Origin of the sequence: Mesorhizobium sp. M7A.F.Ca.US.006.01.1.1, assembly GCF_003997935.1 — a bacterium.
In the GTDB taxonomy this organism is placed as follows: Bacteria; Pseudomonadota; Alphaproteobacteria; order Rhizobiales; family Rhizobiaceae; genus Mesorhizobium.
The window spans coordinates 1-643 of record NZ_RZQL01000521.1 but is presented as its reverse complement, the minus strand read 5'-3'; the positions used below and the strand labels follow the sequence as shown (position 1 = coordinate 643).

The 643-nt window shown below is 65.9% G+C and carries 1 protein-coding gene; it reads right to left on the bottom strand.

Annotated features, from left to right (window positions below; translation table 11 throughout):
* Window positions 1-639, bottom strand: a 639-nt coding sequence (locus EN943_RS37280; protein ID WP_164778621.1) for a tetratricopeptide repeat protein, incomplete at its 3' end; no start/stop codon positions are given.
* Window positions 640-643 lie beyond the last annotated feature (4 nt).

The following is a 643-nucleotide window of genomic DNA, read 5'->3' as shown; positions in this document are numbered from 1 at the left end:
CTCAGTCAGGACCCCAAGAAGGTAGATTGCGGTTGGCAGACCGGCGTCGGCAGCGCGTCGAACCTCGGCGGCAACTTTGGCCGTCTGCGCAGGCTGCCCGCGCCGGGCGAGGGAAAGAGCAAGGCCCAGGCATCCCTCAGGGCAGCCGGCTGCCGCAGACTTCTCATACCAGCCATGCGCCGCATCCAGGTCCCGCATCGCTTCGGGGCCTCTGCTAAGGATATAGGCGAGAATTGCCTGCCCGGTTGCGGAGCCAGCTTCGGCTGCCTTTTTCGCGAGCCCGAACGCTGCCGCGAATTCCGGCTCCCGCGAGGAATCCCGTTCGAACAAGCTTTGCGATTCCAAGCCATTGCCGTCGGGCTCCTGCGCCGCCAGTCCAGCCACGTAAAGCGCGGCGAGGAGCGACTGGGCATCGGGGCTGCCGTGATCGGCCGCTCGCCGCAGCCAACGCGCGCCTTCCGACCGGCTTGGCGGCACACCCAAACCTTCGAGATAGCAACGAGCGACGCGGTATTCGGCCTCGACAATCCCGGCGCGTGCCGCAATTGCCAGCAGCGGAAAGGCTTCTAAAGGCTTGCCGCTGTCAGAAAGCTGGATCGCCCGGCGCAATACCAGCGCTGGTGGACCGTAAGCAGTCAGGCGG